The organism is Kitasatospora sp. P5_F3 (assembly GCF_054049135.1).
In genome coordinates, this window is the sequence record NZ_JBFUMY010000047.1 from 1 (window position 1) to 19,524 (window position 19,524).

A 19,524-nucleotide genomic window follows, 5' to 3' on the forward strand; every position below is an offset into this window, starting at 1 on the left:
GGGGGAGCGAAGGGGTTGAAGTCGGCCGGCGGCACGTTGACCCGGACGCCCTTGGGGCGCTCCTGCGCCGCCGGGGCGGCGACGACCGGAGCCGGGGCGGGCACGGTCGGCGGCGCGGCCGGGACCGGGGGGACGACGGCGGGCGGTAGCGGCGCCTGCGGAGCCGGTGCCTGCGGGGCCTGGGCCTGGGCCTGGGCCTGGGGGGCCGCCTGCTGGGCGACCGGCTGCGCCACCGGGGCCTGGGCGACCGGCTGTTGGGCCGGGAGCTGCGGGAGGGCGGCCCTGGTGCCGTCCCAGCCGAGCTGGATGCTCGCCAGGATCTCGGCGAAGGTCGCCGCGTACAGGTCCCAGTCGTCCGGCTGGGCGGTGCCGAGCTGGACGGTCAGCACCGAGACACCGTCCGGCAGCGGCAGGAAGGCCTGCAGCACCGAGACGAGGGTGTTGTCCGCGACGTCGGGCTCGTTGTCGGGCTGGCCGACCGGCAGCAGCAGCGGCGGCACCGGGGCGATCCGGCGCTCCACCAGCACGGCGGTCGGACCGGCCGGGATCAGCACCGTCCAGACCTCGGCCTGCGGGCGGGTGTCCGCCAACTCGGCGGACAGTTCGGAGATCTGACGCGGGTGCGAGGCCAGCGAGACCACCAGCGAGGCCCGGCTCCGCCGGCCGTCCAGCTGGAGGGCGGCGACCCCGGCGAAGACCACCCCGGCGGCTGCGGACGGCTGGGCCAGCAGACCGGTCAGCACCGACCAGTCCTGTCGGCGCGGCGCCCGGGCGCCCGAGTACAACTCCTCGGCCACCTCGGCGAGATGACCCGCCCGGGCCTGCCGGTCGCCCCGGACGGTCAGCGGGTGGAAGACCGACGGCACCACCAGACGGACCTCCACGCCCGCCCCGGTGGCCAGCTCCTCCGGCACCGCGACCGGCCGCTCGGCGGCGAACCGGGCCACGGCGGCCGGGAACTCCGGTCGCATCCAGGCCTCGGCCGACTCCGGCCGGACGGGTACGGCGACCTGCTCCGCCGAGACGGCCCCGAGCGGCAGCCCGTAGACGTCCGTGGCCCCGTAACGGGCGAACAGCTCCGCCGTCGGAGCCTCGGCGTCGGCAGAGGCGTCGGCAGCGGTCCGCGTGGTGCCGGCCTCGACCACCGTGCCGAGCCCACGGACCGTCAGCAGGCCGGGCCCGCCGGGGCTCAGCCGGAGCCCGAACAGGGCGTCGGCGGAGGGGTGTGCGGCGCGGTCGAAGGCCGTCAGCGAGGCGGCCGGGTAGTGCGTGGCGTCGGCCCCCAACAGGGTGTCAGCCAGTACGTCGATCGTGGCGCCGATCCGTTCCGCGCCCGCGAAGCCGTCCTGATTCATGCCGCTGAGCCCCCCTCGTTCTCAGGTGATAATTCCGTCCACTTTCTATCAGAACCCGGCGTCAGGATCCCGCCGAGGTCACCCTTCGGCCAGCGCCGCCACCGCGTCGGCCAGGCCCGGAACGCCCAGCAGGCCCCCGAGTTGGCGGATCAGCCGACCGGTCGGGCCGTCGGCGCTCTCGTCCGCGAGGAAACCGGCCAGCTCGAGGGCCAGCGCGGGCTCGCGGGCCGCGCACACGGCGAGTGCCGCGACGAACTCCTGCACCAGCTGGAGCTGGAGCTCCTCCAGCGGGACTTCGGGTGTGGCCAGCCAGTCCAGCGAGGTGATCTCGGCGTTGGCGATCCAGGCGCGGACCGTCCGGCGCAGCCCCGGGCTGGGATCGGCCACCGCCAGGTGCCGGAGGATCTGCACGGCGGCGGCCCGCCGCACCTCGTCGATCACCGCGTTGCCGGCCGGTCCGGCCGTCACCGATCCGCCCCGCAGCAGCGCCGCGAAACCGGGGCCGTGACTGCGGACGAAGTCCAGGTAACGCCCCATCACCCGCAGCAGCCGCTCGGAGAGCGGACCCTCGTGCGGCTCCTCGAACCGTCCCGCCAGCTCCTGCCCGGCCCGCCGCAGCGCCTCTTCGTAGATCGCCTGCTTGCCGGGGAAGTAGTGGTAGACGAGCGGCCGCGAGGCACCGGCGGCAGCCGCGATGTCGTCGATCGACACGTCCTCCGGCGCAGACCGGCTGAACAGGTCGAGCGCCACCGCGATCAGCTGCTCCCGGCGCTCGTCCACGCTGAGCCTGCGCCGCGGCGCTCGCTCGGGCCGGTCCGCCACCGGCGGCGTACGGGAAACCATGAGCGCCACCCTAAGTGCTCCCGGCCGGTCGGGGGGAGCCAGGGCGGCAACTGCTGCCGGCCACCGGGTCAGCCGGTCGTCCTGCGGTGCTCCAGGTAGTGCCGGTAGGCGGCCAGGCCGTCGGGGACGAACTGCCACTCCGTCAGCCGCCGGGTGAGCTCGTCCTCGGTGAGCCAGTCGTGCCAGTCGACCTCCTCGACCTGGGGGCTGACCGGGCCGTCCCAGCGGGCCTCGTAGGTGTCGCACCACCAGGACAGCCCGTCCTCCTCGAAGAGGAACTTGAACAGCCGGACCGGCACGATCCCGCTGACCCCCATCTCCTCCTCGGCCTCGCGGACCGCCGCCGCCGCGTACGTCTCCCCGGCACCGACCACGCCGCCGACGAAGCAGTCGTAGGTGCCGGGCGCGTAGAGCTTGTCGGCGGCCCGGCGGTGGGTGAAGATCCGGCCCTCGGCGTCGCGGACCAGGATGAAGACGCACCGGTGGGTCAGCCCCAGCCGGTAGACCTCGCCGCGCGGGGCGGTGCCGATCACCCGGTCCGCTCCGTCCACCACGTCCAGCACTTCGTCAGCAGGGTTCGTCATGGACCCACGCTACCGAGTCGGCGTCTGCCGGATGAGCGGACTATCTTTCAGAAGCGAGGAGCGGACGAGCAGAAGGCGGCACGCGGGTGGAGATCTGGGGCGAGGCGGCGGAGGGCTTCGAGCCCGTACGGGAGGCCTTCGCGCGCAACTTCCGCGACCACGGCGAACTCGGCGGAGCGTTCGCGCTCTACCTGGACGGGCGCAAGGTGGTGGACATCTGGGGCGGCGACGCCCGGCCCGAGGTGGGCGGCCGCCCCGACCCGGCGGTCCCCTGGACGGCCGACACCGCGCAGGTGCTCCGCTCGGTCACCAAGGGGCTGACCGCCGCCACCGCGCTGCACCTGGCCGGGCAGGGACGGCTCGACCTGGACGCGCCGGTCGCCTCGTACTGGCCGGAGTTCAAGGCGGCGGGCAAGGAGCGGATCCCGGTCCGCTGGCTGCTCTCGCACCAGGCCGGGGTGCCCGCGCTGGACGTGCCGCTGCGGGTCGAGGACGTGATCTCCTGGGAGCCCGCCGTCGCGGCGGTGGCCGCGCAGGCGCCGTTCTGGGAGCCGGGCCGGGCGCACGGCTACCACCCGTACACCTTCGGCTGGCTGGTCGGCGAGGTGGTCCGGCGGGCCGCCGGGCGCAGCGTCGGGCGGTACTTCGCCGAGGAGATCGCCCAGCCGCTCGGACTCGACCTGTGGATCGGCCTGCCCACCGGAGCCGCCCCCAGGGTCGGCCGGCTGGTCGACCTGCCCGCCCCCGAGGCGGCCCTGAACGGTCCGAACGGCCTACGGCTGCGGCCCCGCCAGTCGGTGGTGGACGCCTACCAGGACCCCACCTCGCTGACGGCCCGTTCGTTCGGCGCGGTGCGGCCGAAGGTCGACCTGAACGACCCGGCGGTGCAGGCCGCCGAGATCCCCGGCGCGGGCGGGATTGGCACCGCGCGTTCGGTGGCCCGCTTCTACGCGGCGCTGATCGGTGCGGCCGACCGCCACGGCGGGGCCCCGGGCGAACTGCTCCCGGCGGTCTTCGGGTCCGGCCTGCTCGCGGAGGCGATGGGTCCGGCGGTCAGCGGCCCGGACCGGGTGCTGATCATCAACACTGCCTTCGGCCTCGGCTTCTTCCGCCACGGCCCCAGCTCCCCGATGGCCTCCCCGGCCTCCTTCGGCCACCCCGGCCGAGGGGGCTCCCTCGGCTTCGCCGACCCCGAACTCGGCATCGGCTTCGGCTACGTCACCAACGGCATGCAGCCCGGCGTCACCGGCGACATCCGCTCCCGGACGCTGATCGCGGCCGTCCGTAAGTGCCTGGCGGCCGGCTGACCGCTTTCTTGAGCTGCGGTCGCTCAGATCAGACCGCGCCGGGCAGCCCAGACCGCCGCCTGGAGCGGGGTGCGGACGCCGATCCGGTCGCAGAGCACCCGGATCCGGCGGCGCAGGGTCCGGCTGGAGGTGTCCAGTCGACGGGCTATCGAGTCCAGCGGCAGGCCCTCCGCGAGCAGCAGCAGCAACTGGTGCTCGGACGGGGTCAGCAGCCCGGCCGGGTGCCGGTGCGGCCCGGGCTGGGCGGGCTGGGCGGGGACGCGGGGAGCGGTCGGGGCAGGGTGCATGGCGGACTTCACGGCGGCTCCTGGGGGCGCGTGGGCATGGCGAAGCAGGGCGGACGCTCGGCGATGCGCGCGAACGGGGAACCGGCTAAGGAATCAGCGGGGACCGGGACCGCTGCTCTCCCGGATCGTCAGGGCCGGGGTGAGCAGGGTGAGTTCCTCGGCCGGGTGGCCGGCCGCGAGGGCCATCACCAGCTCGACCGCGCGTCGGCCCATCTCCTTGGCGGGGACCGAGACGGAGGTCAGCCGGGGGGCGGAGTGCAGGGCGACGTCGTCGGGGCAGATCGCCACCACCGAGACGTCCTCGGGCACGGCCCGGCCCGACTGCCGGAGCTGGCCGAGCAGATGGGGCAGGGCGGACTCGTTCTGCACCACCAGGCCGGTGATCCCGGGGCGCTCCTCGAAGATCCGGGAGAGTGTGCCGCTGGCGGCCTCGTGCCCGTCCCCGCACGGGCGGTGCAGGAAGCGCAGCCCGCGCACCCCGGCCTGCTGCCGGAACCCGGCCAGGGTCCGTTCGGCGAAGCCGGTGTGCCGCCGGTAGACCGACTCGGCCGGGCCGATCAGCGCCACCTCGCGGTGCCCGAGGTCGGCCAGGTGGTCGGCGGCGAGCCGCCCGGTGGCCTCGAAGTCCAGGTCCACGCAGGTGAGTCCGGCCGGGTCGGCGGGCAGGCCGATCAGTGCGGCGGCGGTGCCGGTCTGCCGGAGCAGCGGGATGCGCTCGTCCTCCAACTCGACGTCCATCAGGATCATCGCGTCGGCCAGCCCGCTGTTGGTGATCCGCTTGATCGCCGAGGGCCCCTCCTCGCTGGTCAGCAGCAGCATGTCGTGCGCGTACCGGCGGGCGGTGGTGGTGACCGCGATGGCGATCTCCATCATCACCGGCACGAACATGTCGGTGCGCAGCGGCACCACCAGGGCGATCACGTGTGAACGGTTGCTGGCCAGCGCCCGGGCCCCGGCGTGCGGGTGGTAGCCGAGCTCGGCGATGCTGCGCTCCACCCGGAGCCGGGTGTCCTGGGAGATCGAGCGCTTGCCGCTGATCACGTAACTGACCGTGCTCGGCGACACCCCGGCGTGCTGGGCGACCTGGGCGAGCGTGACCATGCGGTGCTCCATCTCGCGACGCTGTCGGGCGCCGGATGGTGAAGCGCTTCGACAGTGTCGACTGTCCGTCTCGATGCTGTCCTGCCCGGAGAGCTTAGAGAGGCACTTGGCGCGTGTCCAGACCTGCTGTCGAAGCGCTTCACCAATCCTGTCGACCCGTCAGGCCTGGCCGGTCTCGAAGCGGCTGACCCGGCCGTCCTTGACGTCGAACCGCCAGGCGGTCCGCATCACGCCCCAGGTGTCGTTGCGGTAGTCGGCGATCACCTTGCGGCCTTTGTCCTTCTCGGTCTGTACCTCGACGCGACCGTGCGAGGAGAAGATCTCCCGCTCGGTCCACTCGGTGAGGTTCCGGTCCGTTCCGTCGTCGGACATGGTGGCATCCGGGGTGAGCGCGGCCTGGAAGGCGTCCCGGTCATTGGCGTTGAGGGCGGCCAGGAAGGTGCGCACGGCCGGGTCGGAGAGCTTGTCGAGCGGGATGGTCATCGGTCCTTCTCCTGGGGAGGGGCGGCTGCTGAACTCAGCTGTCGGACCCAGCGAACACTCCACCCGGGGCAGTCCCGATGACCTTGGGCCGTCCGTGGCGTGCCGCCAACTGCGGCATCTTTATCAGTTCGTGTGCTTTGATCCGGATATGGGGGATTCGCTCACCGAAGGGAGCCCTGGATGGGGCCGGCCGAACTGCTCGTCCTGACGTTCCCGCAGGAGACCATCACCGTCGAGGCGATCAAGGCCCTGGACCGGCTGCGGATCGAGGGCCACGTCCGGGTGATCGACTCACTGGTCGTCACCCGGCACGCCGACGGCGAGGCCACCTACGGCGAACTCGCCGACTTCGAGCACCTCCAGGGCGTGGTGCCGGACGACCTCGACGAGCTGGCGCTGATCGGCCCCGAGGATGCCCAGGAAGCCGCCGAACTGCTGGAGCCCGGCAACGTGGCACTGCTGGTGCTGATCGAGCACCTCTGGGCCGAGGCCACCGCCGACGCCCTGCGTGCGGTCGGCGGCCGGATCGCCACCGGCGTGCGGATCCCGCCGGAGCACATCGAAGAGGCCGTGCGAGCCGCCGAGGCCCGCGTCGCGGCCGGAAAGTAGAGGAGGACGTCGTGTTCCGACCTATGCGCCCGATCAGGCCGATCCGCGCCGTCCGCCCGATGGGAGCCCCGCTGATCCGGGGGCTGGTGGTCGGCGGCGCCGCGTACGCGGCGGGCAGGAGCGTCGCCCGCTCGTCCCGCAACGAGCAGGACCAGAACGCCGCCATCGCCGACCTGCAGGCCCAACAGGCCGCTCCGCCGCCCGCGTACCAACCGCAGGCTCCGGTCTACCAGCCGCCCGCGCTGCCCGATCTGGCCTCCAAGCTCACCGAGTTGGGGCAGATGGTCCAGCAGGGGCTGCTCACGGCGGAGGAGTTCGCCACCGCCAAGGCCCGGCTGCTCGCGTCGGGCTGACCGGCCGTCGGCGGCGAGGGCGTGGTGAATGTGGCGACCGGGGCGCACGCCGGGGCCGTGCTGCAGGAGTGGGCCGGTCACTGAGACAGGCCCTGGGGCCGGGGTGTCCGCCACACCCCGGCCCACCCGCTGCTAGAAGAAGCCGAGCGCCTGCGGGGAGTAGCTGACCAGCAGGTTCTTGGTCTGCTGGTAGTGCTCGAGGAGCATCTTGTGGGTCTCCCGCCCGATGCCGGAGTTCTTGTAGCCGCCGAAGGCGGCATGGGCCGGGTACAGGTGGAAGCAGTTGGTCCAGACCCGCCCCGCCTGGATCTCCCGTCCGGCCCGGTAGGCGGTGGAGCCGTCCCGGCTCCAGACGCCCGCGCCGAGCCCGTACGCGGTGTCGTTGGCGATCGCGATCCCGTCGGCGAAGTCCTCGAAGCGGGTGACGGCGAGGACCGGGCCGAAGATCTCCTCCTGGAAGATCCGCATCCGGTTGTCGCCCTCGAAGACGGTCGGCGTGACGTAGTAGCCGTCCGTCAGATCCCCGCCCAGGTCGGCCCGTTCGCCGCCGGTGAGCAGCTTGGCGCCCTCGGCCTGCCCGATCTCGAGGTAGGAGAGGATCTTGGTGAGCTGGTCGGCGCTGGCCTGGGCGCCGATCTGGGTCTCGGTGTCGAGCGGGTTACCCTGCCGCATCGCCGCGACCCGGGCCAGGCCGTCACCGAGGAAGCGGTCGTAGATGCTCGACTGGATCAGCGCGCGGCTCGGGCAGGTGCAGACCTCGCCCTGGTTCAGCGCGAACAGCGCGAAACCCTCCAGGGCCTTGTCGTAGAAGGCGTCCTGATCGGCCGCCACATCGGCGAAGAACAGGTTCGGGCTCTTGCCGCCGAGCTCCAGCGAGACCGGGATCAGGTTGGCGGAGGCGTACTGCATGATCAGGCGTCCGGTCGAGGTCTCGCCGGTGAAGGCGATCTTGCGGACCCGGGCGGAGGAGGCCAGCGGCTTGCCCGCCTCCTCGCCGAAGCCGGTGACCACGTTGACCACGCCGGCGGGCAGCAGGTCGGCGATCAGCTCCATCAGCAGCAGCACCGAGACCGGCGTCTGCTCGGCGGGCTTGAGCACCACCGCGTTGCCGGCGGCCAGCGCGGGCGCCAGCTTCCAGACCGCCATCAGCAGCGGGAAGTTCCACGGGATGATCTGGCCGACCACGCCGAGCGGCTCGTGGAAGTGGTAGGCGACGGTGTCCTCGTCGAGCTGCGAGAGCCCGCCCTCCTGGGCGCGCAACGCCCCGGCGAAGTACCGGAGATGGTCGACCGCGAGCGGCAGGTCGGCGGCCAGTGTCTCGCGGACCGGCTTCCCGTTGTCCCAACTCTCGGCCACCGCCAGGGATTCGAGGTTGGCCTCGATCCGGTCGGCGACCCGGAGCAGGACCAGCGCCCGGTCGGCGGGTGAGGTGCGGCCCCAGGCCGGGGCGGCGGCGTGGGCGGCGTCCAGTGCCGCCTCGATGTCCTCGGCGGTGCCCCGGGCGACCTCGCAGAAGCTGCGGCCGGTGACGGGGGTGGGGTTGTCGAAGTACTCACCCCGGAGCGGGGGCACCCACTGCCCGCCGATCCAGTGCTCGAAGCGGGAGCGGATGTCGACGATGCTGCCGGGCTGGCCGGGAGGCTGGTAGACCGTCATGAACGGTGGTACTCCTCGCTGTTGGAAGGCGTACCCCGGGCCGGAGGTGGCGGCCCGTGGGTGGGAACCGACACGTGCGAGGGTCACTGCTCGAACACTCGGAGTAGTGACCCGTGCGGAACCCTAGCCCGGTGGCGGCCCGGCCGCCACGGTGCCTTCCGGATCGGCTCAACCGGCCAGGTAGCGACCGGTTCCGGCCTCCCAGCGGAGGTAGCCGGCGGTCCAGGCGGCCAACCCGTCGGCGTACTTGTGCGCGGAGTGGCGTTCGGCCGGTGTCAGACCCAGTAGGCTGTAGATCTCGGGGAGTTGGTCCATCAGCTCGGCGAATCGGTCCACCATGAGTTGGGCTTCGGCCATCACCACCGAGGCGGCTTCGTCGGCCGGGCAGCCGCGTTCACGCTGGACGATCATCACCAGGTTGGCGACATCGCCTCGGGCCAGTTCCTGGGCGTAGGAGCGGACATCGTTGGAGAGCGAGGGTATGTCGGCGGCCAGTTGCCGCAGTTGGCGGAGCACGGGGTGGTGCAGCACCGCCTGCGGGACCTCGAACCGGCCCAGGCGTTCGACCATGTCGAAGATGGTCTCCATGGCAGCCGTCCCCCGACGAAGCATCAGGTAGCCCTCGCGGTCCGGGAGACGGCTGGATATCCGTCCGGCCGCCTCGGCGGGATGGCAGGCGAAGTACCACTCCCAGTTGTACGCCGCCCTGGCCCGCCAGCGGGCGGACATCCCCTGCAGGCTGCGCCGCCAGAGGTCGGCGAAGGCGCGTTCGGTGGGCGTGCTGCCGAGCGGTCTGGTGCTGTGGATGATGGCGGTGAGGCGTTCACAGATCACCGCCACCCGTTCCGGCTCCCGGCCGAGGGCTTCGTCGAACTGGTCGTCGAACAGGAAGTAGAAGCCCATCAGGTCGGCCGCCAGGTCCAGGTCCTCGGCAGAGCTCTCCGGGTAGGTGAGCGCGGCGAGCTCGGGCACCTCCCAGCCGGCATATGCCAATTCGCCGGTGGAGGCGGCGAGTTCGCGGTGGCGGTGCAGCCATTCCTGGTGGTGCTGTGTTGCGTGGGGCTGGTGCGGGTTTCGACGGTGAGGGAACGGAAGCTCGAGTGAGCATTCGTCGGACATGGGACTCCCGGCGCTCGGTTCTGTGCGTGCTCTTGGCGCTCTCCACGGCTCTGATAGGTAGCCTTTCGCGCCGTTTACGTACTGAAGATCATGCGGCGCCCCGTTCGGGGCGAAGAGTATCTGATCTGATCATCAGACGTTAGGGGTACCAAAGGATTTGCCCCAGGCATCGGCACCGAACCCTGAACGGGCACTCCAGCCTGCGCGAACGCGCGCCACGGGGGCGGCCACGGTACTAGTCTCGCAACAGGTCCATTGGGACGGGTGCGAAGCGGAGGCTGGGGCAGTGGTCGATCATCAGGGCGGGGCCAGGGGCGGTCACCTGCGCGAGCGGGACGAGGAGTTGCGGACCGCCGAGCAGGCGCTGGACCGGCTCTGCCAGGACTTCGAGGCCGGCGGCACCGAGATCGGTGAACTCCTCGTCTACGCCTCGCCCGCCGGTCTCGGCAAGACGGCGGTGATGGACCACGTCCGACGGCTGGCCAAGCTCAGGAAGACCTGCACGGTGCTCTCCGGTCGAGGCGGCGAGCGGCAGATCAAGGAACCGTTCCACGTCCTCAAGCAGTTGCTGCTGCCGGTGCTCGGCGACCTCACCGAGGCCGAGCGGATCGAGGTCTTCGGCGGCTGGTACGGCATCGTCGGCCCGGCGATCGGCCTGGTCCCGCCGTCCGGCGAGGTGGAGCAGCTCGACCCGCAGGGCGTCCGGGACGGCCTGGACTACGTGCTCACCCAACTGGCACCGCGCCGTGCGCCGTTGGTGATGATGGTGGACGACCTGCACTGGGCGGACCAGGAGTCGCTGACCTGGCTGGCCTCGTTCGCGGTCCGGTCCAGGCACCTGCCGGTGCTGCTGGTCTTCGCGCACCGCAACGAGTTCGAGGAGGAGGGCCGCAGCCTCCAGCAGCAGATCGAGAGCCAGGCCACCCGCCGGCACGTGCTCCGCCCGCTGAACCCGGCCTCGGTCACCGAACTGGTCAGGACCGAACTCGGCCCGGAGGCCGAGGACCTGTTCTGCCGTCAGGTCTGGGCGGTCACCCGGGGCAACCCGTACGACGTGGCCGTGCTGCTGCGCGAGGTCCGGGAGCAGCAGCTGGAGCCGTTCGAGGAGAACGTCCAGCAGCTGCACGACCTGGCGGCCGCCGCCAAGGGCATGACGATGGACTACTGGCTGGAGAAGCTCGGCCCCCGGGTGATCCGGTTCGCCTGGGCCTGCGCCCTGCTCGGTACCGACATCAAGCAGAACCTGGCGGCCGTGATCTGCGCGCAGAGCCCGGCCGAGGCGGAGGAGTCGGTCCGTCAGCTGCGCCGGCACCACGTGCTCACCACCGGGCCGAACGGGCGGCTCGACTTCGTCCACCCGGTGATCGGCACCTCGATCTACCAGACCATGCCGCCCAACACCCGCACCGGTATGCACGGCATCGCGGCCACCGCGATCGAGAACTCCGGCGGCTCGCTGCTGGACGCCTCCCGCCACCTGCTGGAGACCCACCCCGAGGGCGACGACCTGATGGTGGCCAAGCTCCGCCAGGCCGCCACCGAGCACCTGGCGATCGGCGCCCCGGAGGCGGCGCTGCGCTGTCTGCAGCGCGCCCTGTACGAGCCGCCGGACGAGGACGTCCGGGCCGAGGTGCTGTACGAGGCGGGCAGCGCCGCGCTGCTCACCGACCCGCTGGCCACCGTCCACCAGCTCAAGCAGGCCCTCGCGCTGGAGCCCGGCCTCAGCCCGGAGAAGCGGGTGGACGCCACCTTCCGGCTGTCCGAGGTGCTGGCGCACTCCGGCGAGCTGATCGAGGCGGCGGAGGTCTGCCGGATCGAGGCCGAGCGGACGGCGCCCGGCACCGACCGGCTGCGGCTGGAGGCGCTGCACTTCATGTGGATCGCCTGGCAGCGCGACGAGGCGGACGGCCCGGAGCGGTCCCGCCGGCTGGCCGAGCTGGGCGGCCGGATCAGCGGCCAGCAGACACCCGAGCGGGCCGTCTACACCCTGCGGGCCTGGGATCTGACGCTCCGTGGGGAGCCTGCGGGCCGGGCACTCGGCTTCGTCGAGCAGGCCACCGACGCGGGCCGGCTGCCCGAGGGCCTGGGCTGGCGGAACACCACCTGGGGCTTCGAGCTGCCCGCCATCATCGGCCTGACGTACACCTACACCGACCAGCTGAACAGCGCGGAGAAGCTGTTCGCCGAGGCGATCACCGAGTTCGAGGTGGCCGGCTGGAGCGGTGCGCACCGGGGCTTCTCGTACTTCCTGATGGGCCTGGTCCGGTTCCGGCGCGGGCTGCTCGCGGAGGCCGAGGACTTCCTCCGCCGTGGCCTGCGGCTCTCCGAGCGGATCGCCCCCGACCTGCCGCTGCAGTGGGACGTGGTCGGCGTGCTGTGCGACACCCTGCTGGCCCGGGGCCGGGTGGACGAGGCGTGGGAGCTGGCGCAGAAGTACCGCTTCGCGCCGCCCTACCACCCGACCGCGATGGTGCTGCCGGACGCGCCCACGCTCTACGGCAAGCTGCTGCTGGCCAAGGGCGACCGGGCCGGCGCGATCGAGGTGTTCCGCTCGGTCGGCGCCCAGCTGGACAAGCGCGGCTGGTTCAACCCGGTCTGGGCACCGTGGGCCGGTCAGCTGGCCCTCGCGCTGGCCTCCGACCGTCCTGAGGAGGCGCGCGAGATGGCGGCCCAGGCGGTGGAGCGGGCGGAGAAGTTCGGCACCGCCTCGGCGCGCGGTACGGCGCTGCGGATCCAGGGGGCCGTCTCGGACGGCCAGGTCGCGGTGGCCCTGCTGGAGGAGTCGGTCAACCTGCTCACCCAGTCCCCGGTCAGCTACGAACTCGCCTGCTCGCTGGTCGACCTGGGCAGTGCGCTGGCCCGGACCGGGCGGCTGACCGAGGCGGCCGAGTACTTCTACCAGGGCATCGAGCTGGCCCAGAACTGCGGAGCCGACAGGCTGGTCGCTAAGGCCCGGCGTGAGCTGGCCAGGACGGGGCTGCGGCCGAACCGGCTGCGCACCCTCAGCAAGGAGTCGCTCAGTCAGCACGAGCGCAAGGTGGCCGAGTTGGCGGCCAAAGGCGTTCCTCCGCAGCGGATCGCCGACCAGCTCAACGTCCAGCTGAGCCTGGTGCACCGGCGGCTGGCCGCCGTCCACCGCAAGATCGGCACCGGCCCCGAGGGCCTGGCCGAGGCACTCGGCCTGCCCCGGCCGGAGCCGGAGGACACCGACTGACCGGACTCGGCCGAGTAGGCCGCAGCTCCGGCTCCGAGCGGTGCCCAGGGCGTAGGGTCTGGCTGACAGTTCGCGGCGGATCAGGAGGAACGGTTGATGGCGGCTCAGCAGACCGAAGTGCGGCGGGAGCCCTTCGACGCGTCCGGCGCGGGTGCGGCGATCGAGCGCTGGACGCTGCGCAGCGACCGGGTCGAGGCCACCGTGCTGAGCCTGGGTGCCACCCTGCACGGTCTGACCGCCCCGGACCGGGCCGGCCGCGCAGCCCAGATCCTGCTCGGCACCGAGGAGTTGACGGGCGTTCTGGGCCCGGCCCGGCACTACGGCGCCACCGTCGGCCGGTACGCCAACCGGATCGCCGACAGCCGGATCACCATCGACGGCGAGGAGCACCCGCTCGCCCCGACCGGCAACGGTGTCACCCTGCACGGCGGCCCGGACGGCTTCATCCACCGGGTCTGGGCCGCCGCCGAGATCCCGGGCGGCGTCCGGCTCCAGCTGCACAGCCCGGACGGCGACCAGGGCTTCCCCGGCGCGCTCGACGTCACCGTCGAGTACACCCTGGACGGCGCCGAGCTGACCATCGCCTACCGGGCCGTCACCAGCCGCCCCACCGTGGTCAACCTGACCAACCACGCCTACTTCAACCTCGCGGGCGAAGGCAGCGGCGACGTGCTCGGCCACCTGCTCACCGTGGACGCCGACGCGTACACCCCGGTGGACGCCCGGCAGATCCCGCTCGGCCCGTACGAGCCGGTGTCGGGCACACCGTTCGACTTCTCCACCGCCCGCCCGGTCGGCAAGGCGATCGGGGACGACCACCCGCAGCTGACGGCGGCGGGCGGCTACGACCACAACTGGGTGCTCCGCGAGCGCAGCACGGACGGCACGCCGACCCGGGCCGCCTTCCTGGAGGACCCGGACAGCGGCCGCACCCTGGAGCTGCTCACCACCGAGCCCGGGTTGCAGGTCTACACGGCCAACGGCTTCCACGGCGCGGTGCGCGGCCCGAGCGGTGTCCCGTACGGGAAGTACGCCGGGGTCGCGCTGGAGACCCAGCACCACCCCGACTCGCCGCACCACCCCGACTACCCGAGCACCGTGCTGCGGCCCGGCGAGGAGTTCCGGTCCGTCACCGTGCTGCGGCTCGGCGTCGGCTGATCCCGGTATCGCCGTATATTGACCGCATGGACGGCGTCGGGGCAGCAGCAGCGGGGGACGCCGGTGTGCACCGCGCGCTGGCCGCTCCGGCCCGCCGGGCGCTGCTGGCCGAGCTGACCTCGGCGGCCGAACCGCTGGAGGCCCAGCAGCTCGCCGACGCGCTGGGGCTGCACCCGACCACCATCCGGCACCACCTGACCGCCCTGGTGCAGGCCGGTCTGGTGACCGTCTCCCGGCAGCCCGGCACCGGCCGGGGGCGGCCCAAGCTGCGCTACACCGCCGCCCCGGCCCACGAACAGCTGGACGCCTACCGGGAGTTGGTCGAGGTACTGGCGCACGGCTACGGCCGGCTCGGCGCCGTCCAGGCCGGCCGGGACTGGGGCGCCGAGCTGCCGCCGGACGACGCCCCGCTGATCGATCGGATCCGGGCCGCCGCCGAGCGTTGGGGCTTCCGGCCCGAGCCGGGCCCGGACGGCGAGCTGCTGCTCAGAGACTGCCCGTTCCTGCGCACCGCCGAGCGGCACCCGGAGGTGATCTGCGCCGTCCACCAGGGCCTTCTGGACGCCCTGGCGGACGGTCAGGACACCGTCCGGCTGCACCCGTTCAGTGCGCCGGGGGTGTGCAGCATCACCATCGGGCCTTCGAGCGCCTAGTGCTCAGCGGCTCGCGAGCCAGAGGTCGGGGCCGAACACCTCGTAGTGGATCGCCTCGGCCGGGATGCCCCGGTCGAGCAGCTGGGCCCGGGCCGCCCGCATGAAGGGGAGCGGGCCGCAGAGGTAGGCCCGGACATCCTGGGAAAGCTCGACCGCCGTGAGGTCGACCAGGCCGTCGCGGTCCTCGTACCAGCGGTGCAGCGCGGCTCCCGGCAGTTCGCCGGTCAGAGTGGTCAGCTCGGCCGCATGGGCGTGGTCGGCCGCCGAGCGGTCGCCGTGCACCGCGGTGACCCGGCGCTCCGAGCCGGTGCGCACCAGGTGGTCGAGCATGCCGATCATCGGGGTGCAGCCGATCCCGGCGGAGGCCAGCAGCAGCGGTGCCTCGCTCTCGTCCAGCACCAGGTCGCCGAAGGGGTGCGAGACCTCGATCAGGTCGCCTTCGTGCACGGTGGTGTGCAGTTGGGTGGAGACCTCGCCGTCGCGCTTCACGGTGATCCGCCACTCGCCCCGGTCGGGGGCGGCGGAGAGGCTGTACTGACGGATCTGCCGGGCGCCGTCGGGGAGCCGGACCGCGACGCTGACGTACTGGCCGGGGCGGAACGCGGCGACCGGCTCGCCGTCAGTGCGGCGCAGGGTGAAGGAGACCGCGTCGGCGGTCTCCTGGTGACGGCCGGTGACGGTCATCGACTGCCAGACGTCGCCCGGCTCCAGGCCGGCCTCCTGGTACAACTTGGCTTCCAGCGCGATGAGTTCACCGGCCATCAGCCAGTAGACCTCGTCCCAGGCGGCGGCCACCTCGGGGGTCACGGCCTCGCCGAGCACCTCCACGATGGCGGCGAACAGGTGGGTGTGCACCACCTGGTACTGGGCTTCGGTGACGCCGAGCGAGGCGTGCTTGTGGGCGATCCGGGCCAGCATCGCGCCGGGGCGCACCTCGGGGTGCTCGACCAGCATGGTCGCGTAGGCGGCGAACGAGCCCGCCAGCGCCCGGGGTTGGTCGCCGACGGCCTGGTTGCCCCGGTTGAAGAGGTCGCGCTCCAGCTCGGGGTGGGCGGCGAACAGCTTGGCGTAGAACAGCGGGGTGATCTCCCCGATGGCTCCGCCGACGGCGGGCAGGGTGGCGCGGACGGTCTCGGTCGACTGCGGGGAGAGCACAGGTTCCTCCTGGGACGCTGACAGCTGCGCTCTTAATATAAATGACGGCCGTCCTCCAAAAAGGGGCCAAAGGTCACCCTTCCGAGGCTCCGTCTGCCGACTACCTTGCGGCAACGCCCAGGACACGTGGACGTAACGATCCCCAGTTCTTGCAGAAACTTGCTGCAAGGACTTTCGACAGCGGTTGCATCGCTGTTACGTTCCTCCCCAAGCCCGACGGCCGCAAGGCCCAGTCGGCAACGGGACAGCCATTATGCGCCGTCCACCTCCATCCCGGGCACCCCCACCTTTTTCCCTAGGAGTTCTCATGCGGCGTGGCATCGCGGCCTCTGCCCTCGTTGCGGCCCTTGCGGTCACCATGGCAGCCTGTGGCAGCAGCGGCTCCGGATCCGATGACAAGGCTGCTGACGGCCCGGTCACCATCACCTACTGGGACACCTCCAACGCCACCAACGAGGCGCCGAACTACGAGGCCCTGGTGAAGAAGTTCGAGGCCGCGAACCCGACCATCAAGGTCAAGTTCGAGAACGTCCCGTTCGACCAGGCGCAGAACAAGCTGCAGACCGCGATGGGTGCCACCGGCGCCCCGGACGCGTTCCGCTCCGAGGTCGGCTGGACCTCCGCCTTCGCCAAGGCCGGCTACCTGGAGCCGCTGGACGGCACCCCGGCGATGACCGACAAGGCCGCCTTCCAGGCCAGCCTGGTCGAGCAGGCGACGTACGACGGCAAGGTCTACGGCGCCCCGATCGTCACCGACACCCTGGGCCTGCTCTACAACAAGGAGCTGTTCGCCAAGGCGGGCATCACCAAGGCCCCCGCGACCTGGGACGAGCTGAAGACCGCCGCCGCCCAGCTCAAGGAGAAGGCCGGCGTGGACGGCTTCTTCATGCGCGCCGCCGACGGTTACTACGCCATGCCGTTCCTGTACGGCGAGGGCACCAACATGGTGGACGCCAAGGGCAAGAAGATCACCGTCGCCTCGCCCGAGGCCGCCAAGGCCGTCGAGACCTACAAGTCGATGTTCACCGCGCCCGGCACCGCCAAGGCCGACGTGACCACCGACAGCTACGCGCACATGATGGACGCCTTCAACACCGGCAAGGTCGCGGCGATCATCCAGGGCCCGTGGGAGATCACCAACATCTACAAGGGCGCCGCCTTCGCCGACAAGAACAACCTCGGCATCGCGGCCGTCCCGGGCGGCTCGGCCGGCAAGGCCGGTGCCCCGACCGGTGGCCACAACGTCTCGGTCTACGCCGGTGCGGACAAGGCCCACAAGGCCGCCGCCGAGAAGCTGGCCGGGTTCCTCACCTCCGCCGAGAGCCAGACCTTCCTGGCGCTGAAGAACTCCACCCTGCCGACCCGCACCGACGCGTACACCGCCGAGGTCAAGGCCAACCCGGGCATCGCCGGCTTCCAGTCGATCCTGGCCAGCGCCCAGCCGCGCCCCGAACTGCCCGAGTACAGCTCGCTGTTCGGCTCGATCGGCACCAACCTCGGCAAGATCGTGCAGGGCCAGAGCAGCACCCAGGCCGGCCTGGACGCCACCGCGGTGGACTACCTGAAGCTGCTCCCCGGCTTCTCGAAGTAACAAGCAGGCCGCCCGGGCCACCCACCTGACAGAGGTGGCCCGGGCGGCTCGTCCCGTACCAGCAGCAGTCACCGCCCCGAGCCGCGGCGGACCTCCCGAAAAGGTGTCAACTCATGGCAGTCGCCGTGCAAGGCGCTCCCACCAAGGGCAGCCAGGATCCGCGCCCTGGCCTGGTGGCGCGCGTCAAGCTCTCGTACAGCAAGCACTGGTACGCCTACGCGATGGTCGCTCCGGTCGTCATCGTGCTCGGTGTGCTGGTCGGCTACCCGCTGATCAACGGTTTCTACCTGACCCTGACGGACGCCAACAGCCTCAACTCGGCCCGCACCATCGGGGTCAAGGAGATCCCGGCCACCTACCAGTTCATCGGCCTGCACAACTACGCCGACATCCTGTGGGGCCCGGGCTCCTACGACCGGTTCTGGTCACACTTCGTCTGGACCATCGCGTGGACGGTCATCTGTGTGACCCTCACCTACTCGACCGGTCTGGCGCTGGCCCTGCTGATGAACCAGCGGCTGCGCGGCCGCAGCTTCTACCGGCTGATGCTGATCCTGCCGTGGGCGGTGCCGACCTTCGTCACCATCTTCTCCTGGCGGCTGATGCTGGCCGACGGCGGCGTGGTCAACGGACTGCTCGGCTCGCTCGGCCTGCCCGAACCCGCCTGGCTCTCCGACCCGTTGGCGCAGAAGGCGGCGGCCATCCTGGTCAACACCTGGGTCGGCGTGCCGTTCATGATGGTCTCGCTGCTCGGCGGCCTGCAGTCGATCCCCGGCGAGCTGTACGAGGCCGCCGAGATGGACGGCGCCACCGCCTGGCAGCAGTTCCGCCACATCACCCTGCCCGGCCTGCGGACCGTCTCCTCCACGGTGGTGCTGCTCGGGGTGATCTGGACCTTCAACCAGTTCGCCGTCATCTTCCTGCTGTTCGGCAACGGCGCCCCCGACGCGCAGATCCTGGTCACCTGGGCCTACCGCCTCGGCTTCGGCCAACAGCCGCGCGACTACGCCCAGTCGGCCACCTACGGCGTGCTGCTGCTCTCCATCCTGATCGTCTTCACCAGCTTCTACCGTCGCTGGCTGGCCCGGAACGAAGAGGCTTCCCGATGACCGCCACCATCGAAGAGACCGTACTCACCCCCGCCGCTCCGCCGGCCCGCCGGCCCAAGGTCCGCCGCCGCGGCGAGAGCAGCCCGCTGGTCCGCGCGCTCTCGCACGGCGCCCTGGTGATCGCCAGCCTGGTGGCCCTCTTCCCGGTGCTGTACATCGGCTTCATCTCGCTCGGCCCGGACAAGATGGACTACCTGCACCCCGGGCAGATCTTCGACAAGATCACCTTCTCGAACTACACCAAGGTGCTGTTCGAGACCGACTTCGCCGAGTGGTTCCTCAACTCGGTGATCGTGGCCGGCGGCACCACCGTGTTCGGCGTGACGGTCGCCGCCACCACCGGCTACGCGGTCTCCCGGATGCGCTTCGCCGGGCACCGCCAGCTGATGTGGACCCTGCTGGTCACCCAGATGTTCCCGATCGCGGTGCTGATCGTGCCGATGTACACGATCCTCGCCTCGCTCAAGCTGCTGGACGGCTACACCGGTCTGATCATCGTCTACTCGGCCACCACCGTGCCGTACTGCGCCTGGCTGCTGAAGGGTTACTTCGACACCATCCCGGTGGAGATCGACGAGGCAGGACGGGTGGACGGGCTCAGCCCGTTCGGCACCTTCTGGCGCCTGATCATCCCGCTGGCCCGCCCGGGCCTGGCCGTGGCGGCCTTCTATTCCTTCCTCACCGCCTGGGCCGAGGTGGCCTTCGCCTCCACCTTCCTGCTCAGCTCCTCCAAGTACACCCTGGCGGTCGGTCTGCAGACCTTCGTCAGCCAGTACGAGAGCCAGTGGAACCTGATGGCCGCCACCTCGGTGCTGATCGCGCTGCCCGCAGCTCTGGTCTTCTACCTGGTACAGCGTCACCTGGTGACCGGACTGACCGCCGGTGCGGCCAAGTCCTGACGTACCGTCAATCCAGCTTCCGAAACTGCCTGTTGCCGCGTGCCGCCG

The 19,524-nt window shown here is 71.6% G+C and carries 17 protein-coding genes and 1 pseudogene; 9 read left to right on the forward strand and 9 right to left on the reverse strand.

Annotated elements, in window-relative coordinates; all coding sequences use genetic code 11:
* The 3 genes and pseudogenes from ACXJMZ_RS24965 to ACXJMZ_RS24975 form a co-directional block, all read right to left on the reverse strand.
* Positions 1–1,355: pseudogene (locus ACXJMZ_RS24965) on the reverse strand (hypothetical protein); the annotation flags it as partial.
* Between the two features lie 78 nt (positions 1,356–1,433).
* Complete coding sequence (locus ACXJMZ_RS24970) at positions 1,434–2,198, reverse strand: TetR/AcrR family transcriptional regulator (protein ID WP_457032293.1); 765 nt, start codon at positions 2,196–2,198, stop codon at positions 1,434–1,436.
* Positions 2,199–2,266: 68 nt separating this feature from the next.
* Positions 2,267–2,782 (reverse strand): NUDIX hydrolase, encoded by a 516-nt coding sequence (locus ACXJMZ_RS24975; RefSeq protein ID WP_457032294.1) that lies wholly within the window; start codon positions 2,780–2,782, stop codon positions 2,267–2,269.
* A gap of 86 nt (positions 2,783–2,868) precedes the next feature.
* Here ACXJMZ_RS24975 and ACXJMZ_RS24980 point away from each other — a divergent pair, with 86 nt between their 5' ends.
* The gene (locus ACXJMZ_RS24980; RefSeq protein WP_457032295.1) at positions 2,869–4,089 is read left to right on the forward strand and encodes a serine hydrolase domain-containing protein; all 1,221 of its coding nucleotides are present in this window, start codon (positions 2,869–2,871) and stop codon (positions 4,087–4,089) included.
* Between the two features lie 23 nt (positions 4,090–4,112).
* Here the strand turns inward: ACXJMZ_RS24980 and ACXJMZ_RS24985 are convergent, their stop codons facing one another.
* The 3 genes from ACXJMZ_RS24985 to ACXJMZ_RS24995 all read right to left on the reverse strand — a co-directional run bounded on the left by ACXJMZ_RS24985 (position 4,113) and on the right by ACXJMZ_RS24995 (position 5,960).
* The gene (locus tag ACXJMZ_RS24985; RefSeq protein WP_457032296.1) at positions 4,113–4,388 is read right to left on the reverse strand and encodes a LuxR C-terminal-related transcriptional regulator; all 276 of its coding nucleotides are present in this window, start codon (positions 4,386–4,388) and stop codon (positions 4,113–4,115) included.
* Between the two features lie 81 nt (positions 4,389–4,469).
* The gene (locus tag ACXJMZ_RS24990) at positions 4,470–5,489 is read right to left on the reverse strand and encodes a LacI family DNA-binding transcriptional regulator (protein ID WP_457032297.1); all 1,020 of its coding nucleotides are present in this window, start codon (positions 5,487–5,489) and stop codon (positions 4,470–4,472) included.
* Positions 5,490–5,636: 147 nt separating this feature from the next.
* Positions 5,637–5,960 (reverse strand): nuclear transport factor 2 family protein, encoded by a 324-nt coding sequence (locus ACXJMZ_RS24995; RefSeq protein ID WP_457032298.1) that lies wholly within the window; start codon positions 5,958–5,960, stop codon positions 5,637–5,639.
* A 180-nt stretch (positions 5,961–6,140) separates the two neighbouring features.
* Between ACXJMZ_RS24995 and ACXJMZ_RS25000 the strand changes: the two genes are divergently transcribed.
* Entirely contained in the window at positions 6,141–6,569 is a 429-nt protein-coding gene (locus tag ACXJMZ_RS25000) for a DUF6325 family protein (protein ID WP_457032299.1), read from the forward strand.
* Positions 6,570–6,580: 11 nt separating this feature from the next.
* Positions 6,581–6,922, forward strand: a complete 342-nt coding sequence (locus ACXJMZ_RS25005; RefSeq protein WP_457032300.1) for an SHOCT domain-containing protein — start codon at positions 6,581–6,583, stop codon at positions 6,920–6,922.
* Between the two features lie 132 nt (positions 6,923–7,054).
* On the opposite strand, the gene exaC is transcribed toward ACXJMZ_RS25005, so the two are convergent.
* Both exaC and ACXJMZ_RS25015 read right to left on the reverse strand, forming a co-directional pair.
* Positions 7,055–8,578 carry an acetaldehyde dehydrogenase ExaC gene (gene exaC / locus ACXJMZ_RS25010; protein ID WP_457032301.1) on the reverse strand — a complete coding sequence of 508 codons (1,524 nt, stop codon included), beginning with the start codon at positions 8,576–8,578 and terminating at the stop codon, positions 7,055–7,057.
* Positions 8,579–8,746: 168 nt separating this feature from the next.
* On the reverse strand, positions 8,747–9,550 hold the full coding sequence (locus tag ACXJMZ_RS25015; RefSeq protein WP_457032302.1) for a terpene synthase family protein: 804 nt from the start codon (positions 9,548–9,550) through the stop codon (positions 8,747–8,749).
* Between the two features lie 433 nt (positions 9,551–9,983).
* Here ACXJMZ_RS25015 and ACXJMZ_RS25020 point away from each other — a divergent pair, with 433 nt between their 5' ends.
* From ACXJMZ_RS25020 to ACXJMZ_RS25030, 3 genes are all read left to right on the forward strand, one after another.
* Positions 9,984–12,911: an ATP-binding protein gene (locus ACXJMZ_RS25020; RefSeq protein ID WP_457032303.1), complete on the forward strand. Its 2,928-nt coding sequence runs from the start codon at positions 9,984–9,986 to the stop codon at positions 12,909–12,911.
* Positions 12,912–13,007: 96 nt separating this feature from the next.
* Entirely contained in the window at positions 13,008–14,069 is a 1,062-nt protein-coding gene (locus ACXJMZ_RS25025; protein ID WP_457032304.1) for an aldose epimerase family protein, read from the forward strand.
* A gap of 26 nt (positions 14,070–14,095) precedes the next feature.
* Positions 14,096–14,722 (forward strand): helix-turn-helix transcriptional regulator, encoded by a 627-nt coding sequence (locus ACXJMZ_RS25030; RefSeq protein WP_457032305.1) that lies wholly within the window; start codon positions 14,096–14,098, stop codon positions 14,720–14,722.
* Between the two features lie 3 nt (positions 14,723–14,725).
* Here the strand turns inward: ACXJMZ_RS25030 and ACXJMZ_RS25035 are convergent, their stop codons facing one another.
* Positions 14,726–15,877 carry a globin domain-containing protein gene (locus ACXJMZ_RS25035; protein ID WP_457032306.1) on the reverse strand — a complete coding sequence of 384 codons (1,152 nt, stop codon included), beginning with the start codon at positions 15,875–15,877 and terminating at the stop codon, positions 14,726–14,728.
* Between the two features lie 307 nt (positions 15,878–16,184).
* Between ACXJMZ_RS25035 and ACXJMZ_RS25040 the strand changes: the two genes are divergently transcribed.
* From ACXJMZ_RS25040 to ACXJMZ_RS25050, 3 genes are all read left to right on the forward strand, one after another.
* Positions 16,185–17,468, forward strand: a complete 1,284-nt coding sequence (locus tag ACXJMZ_RS25040) for an extracellular solute-binding protein (RefSeq protein ID WP_457032307.1) — start codon at positions 16,185–16,187, stop codon at positions 17,466–17,468.
* Between the two features lie 113 nt (positions 17,469–17,581).
* Positions 17,582–18,577: a carbohydrate ABC transporter permease gene (locus tag ACXJMZ_RS25045; RefSeq protein ID WP_457032308.1), complete on the forward strand. Its 996-nt coding sequence runs from the start codon at positions 17,582–17,584 to the stop codon at positions 18,575–18,577.
* Positions 18,574–19,476: a sugar ABC transporter permease gene (locus tag ACXJMZ_RS25050; RefSeq protein WP_457032309.1), complete on the forward strand. Its 903-nt coding sequence runs from the start codon at positions 18,574–18,576 to the stop codon at positions 19,474–19,476. Before ACXJMZ_RS25045 ends, ACXJMZ_RS25050 begins: the two co-directional genes overlap by 4 nt.
* Positions 19,477–19,524: the final 48 nt, after the last annotated feature.